Origin of the sequence: Streptomyces sp. ACA25 (genome assembly GCF_028200735.1) — a bacterium.
Lineage (GTDB): Bacteria > Actinomycetota > Actinomycetes > Streptomycetales > Streptomycetaceae > Streptomyces.
In genome coordinates this window covers 1-3,668 of the sequence record NZ_JAQKPV010000039.1, presented here as the reverse complement: position 1 = coordinate 3,668, position 3,668 = coordinate 1, and the positions used below count along the sequence as shown (strand labels likewise).

Sequence of the window (3,668 nt, the reverse complement as noted above, 5' to 3'; positions counted from 1 at the left end):
CACCCACGCCCTCGGACCAGCCTGCGCCATCGGCCGCTGCGGAGAACGATTTGCAGCGCCCGTCCGGTGCCAGACCGCCGGACATGCCGAAGTCGATGAAGGTGTTGGGGGTGACCATCACGGCGACACCGCCGGCCAGTGCCATCGAGCACTCCCCCGACCGCAGCGACCGCACCGCCAGATGCAGCGCCACCAACGACGAGGAACAGGCCGTGTCCACGGTCAGGGCCGGCCCTTCCAGCCCCAGGGTGTAGGAGACGCGGCCGGAGACGATGCTGCCGCTGCTGCCCGTGCCCAGGTAGCCGGCGACGCCCTCGGGCACCGACAGCGAACGGGAGGCGTACTCGTTGTACATCACGCCGGTGAACACACCGGTTCGGCTGCCCCGCAGCGACAGCGGGTCGATGCCCGCGCGTTCCACCGCTTCCCACGAGGTCTCCAGCACGAGCCGCTGCTGGGGGTCCATCGCCAGCGCCTCGTTCGGCGAGATGTTGAACAGCGACGGGTCGAAGTCGGCGACGTTCTCGAGAAACCCGCCCTCCCTGGTGAACTCCATCCCCGCCGCGGCACCCGCGTCGAAAGGGGTCATGTCCCAGCCGCGATCCACGGGAAAGCCCGAGACCGCGTCGATGCCCTCATCGACCAGCCGCCAGAGCCCTTCGGGGCTGTCGACCCCTCCCGGGTAGCGGCAGGCCATGCCGACAATGGCGATCGGCTCCCCCTCGGCAGTCTCGGCCGCGCGCAGCCGCTGCCGCACCGCGGCGAGGTCCGTGGTGACCCGCTTCAGGTAGTCCCGCAGCTTGTCCTCGGTGGACGTGCCACGTGCGCCGACGGTCTTGTCCGGCATCGCCTCAGGCTCCCAGCTCTTTGTCGATAAAGGCGAACATCTGTTCATCGTCCGCCGCGTCGAGATCTTCGGCAGCGGCCAGCAAGTCCGCGTCGTCCGCCGTGTCGTACCGTGCGAGCAGCGCGTGCAAGCGGGAGAGGACCCGTGAGCGCGTCTCGTCGCCCGGCTCGGTCCCGGACAGCTCTGCGTCGAGCCGGTCCAGACCGGACAGCAGTGCCTCCTGCCCCGCGTCGGGGTTGTCGGCCGCCAGCAGCTGCAGCAGGTGACCGGCCAGCCCGGCCGTGGTGGGGAAGTCGAAGATCAAGGTTGTCGGCAGCCGCAGTCCGGTGGCAGCGGCAAGACGGTTGCGGATCTCCACCGCGGTCAGCGAACTGAACCCGAGTTCGGTGAACCCCCGCTCCGGGTCGACGTCCTCGGGCGAGGAGTGCCCGAGGACTGCCGCGGCGTGCCCGCGCACGAAGTCGAGCACTGCTTGGCTCCTCTCGGACACAGCGAGCGCCGCGAGCCGTGCGGGGAAGGACGCCGCGTCCGGCCCGTCCCCCGCGGCGGCCCGCCGGACCGGCGGGGGCACCAGTGCGCGCAGCAGTGGCGGCACGGGCACGGTGCCCGCCCTCGCCCGCAGTGCGGGCAGCTCCAGGCGCGTCGCCACCACGTGGGCGGGGACCGAGGTGAGGGCTGCGTCGAACAGCGCCAGGCCGTCCTCATCGGACAGCGCCGAGCCCGCGGCGGTGGCGCGGGCCCGTTCGGCACCGGCCAGGTGGGCGGTCATTCCTGTTGCCCGGGCCCACAGGCCCCAGCCCACGGACACCGCGGACCGGCCCCTGGCCCGTCGCCGGGCCGCCAGCGCGTCCAGCACCGCGTTGGCCGCAGCGTAGTTCGCCTGGCCGGCGGTTCCGAACGTCGCCGCTCCGGAGGAGAACAGCACGAACAGTTCCGCATCCCCCACCAGCTCGTGCAGGTTCAACGCCGCGTCAGTCTTGGGGCGCATCACTGCCGAGACCCGTCCGGGAGTCATCGCCTCGAACACCCCGTCGTCGAGGACGCCTGCGGCGTGGACGACGCCCGCGATCCGACGGCCCGCCAGCACCTCGGCGAGCCGGGTCCGGTCGGCGGCGTCGCAGGCCACGATCTCGGCGCGCGCCCCGAGCTCCGCCAGCTCCGTGGTGAGTTCCCGGGCTCCGCCGGCCTTCGGGCCGGACCGGCTGAGGAGCAGCAGTTCGGTGACGCCGTGGACCTCGACAAGGTGCCGGGCCACCAGGCCGCCGAGTACACCGGTGCCGCCGGTGATCAGTACCGTGCCCCGGGGCACGGCCGGCCCGCTGCCGCCGGGGACGCGGACCAGGCGCGGCACCAGCAGCGCGCCACCGCGCAGAGCTGTCTCGGGCTCGCCCGGCACGAGCGCCCCCGGGAGACCCGTGAGGTCACCGTCGGTGTCGATCAGCACGAACCGGCCCGGGTGCTCGGAGTTCGCCGACCGGAGCAGACCACGGGCCGCGGCACCGGGCAGGTCGAGAACGTCCTCCCCGTCCCGGGCTGCGGTGGCCCCGCAGGTGAGCAGCACGATCCGGGTGTCGGTGAACCGGTCGTCGGCAAGGAGCGCCTGCGCCGAGGTCAGCACCTCGGCCACCCGGCGGTGGACAGCACCGGCTTCCTCTTCGTCGGAAAGGGCCCCTCCGGAGAACACCACGACGTCGGGCACGGTCGTGCTCGCGTCGACGGCTTCCAGGAGTGCTCCGTTACCGGCATGCCATGCGACGGCGGGCACCTCGTCCGCGAGGTGGTCCGCCGCGCCGAGTATGTCGCCTCCGACGACGGCCCACGATGTGGGCACGGGGCCGGGTGCGGCGGGCGTCCAGTCGACGGAGAACAGGGTGTCGCGGGTCCCCTGGGCCGAGGCGAGCTGGGCGGCGGAGAGCGGGCGCAGCGCCAGCGAGTCGATACGGGCGACCGGAGCGCCGGTGACGTCCGCGATGTCCACGCGCACCGCGGCGGTGGCCGCGTCCTCGGCATCGACGCGGGCCAGCCGGACGCGCAGCTCCGTGGCGCCCGCCGCGTGCGGGGTGACGCCGCGCCAGGCGAACGGCACCCGCACCTCGCCCGTGTCGGGGAGCAGGCCGCCCGCGCCGATCGCGTGCAGGGCGGCGTCGAGCAGCGCGGGGTGCACGGTGAATCCGGCGGCGTCCACGCCGGCCTCTCGGTCGGGTGCCACCTCGGCGAACACCTCGCCGTCGCGCCGCCATACGGCACGCAGGCCCCGGAAGGCCGGTCCGTAGTCGTAGCCGCCGTCGGAGACGGCGGGGTAGAAGCCGCTCACGTCGACCGGCCGGGCGTCCCGCGGCGGCCATGCGGAGAGGTCGGGGACCGGTTCCAGGGGCTCAGCGGAGCGCACGGTTCCGGTGGCGTGTCGTGTCCAGGGCCCGTCCTCGCCCTCGGGACGCGAGTACACGCTCACGTCGCGTGTCCCCTGATCGTCCGCCCCGTCGCCGACGACGGCCTGGAGGACGACCGCCCCGTCCTCGGGCAGGGTGAGCGGCACTTCCAGGGTGAGCTCTTCCAGGGACGGGCAGCCGACTCCGGAGCCTGCCCTGGAGGCGAGTTCGACGAGTGCGGTGCCGGGCAGAAGCACGGTACCGAGCAGGACATGGTCGGCGATCCAGGGGTGGGTGGCCTGCGAGATTCTGCCGCTGAGCAGGAGACCGCCGGTGCCCGCGACGGGCACAGCGGCTCCGAGCAGCGGGTGATCGGCCCGGCCGAGTCCCACCGCGGAGACATCGGCGGGGGCGGCCGAGCTCTCGGGCCAGTAGCGCTCCCGCTGGAAGGG

Annotated in this window: 2 protein-coding genes; both read right to left on the bottom strand. The window is 73.4% G+C overall.

Annotation, left to right across the window (positions count from 1 at the left end):
* Positions 1-847 (bottom strand): beta-ketoacyl synthase N-terminal-like domain-containing protein (locus PJ985_RS23000; RefSeq protein WP_271685821.1); only part of this gene is annotated, 847 nt, incomplete at its 3' end.
* A 4-nt stretch (positions 848-851) separates the two neighbouring features.
* The coding region (locus PJ985_RS22995; RefSeq protein WP_271685820.1) for a type I polyketide synthase at positions 852-3,668 on the bottom strand (2,817 nt) is incomplete at its 5' end.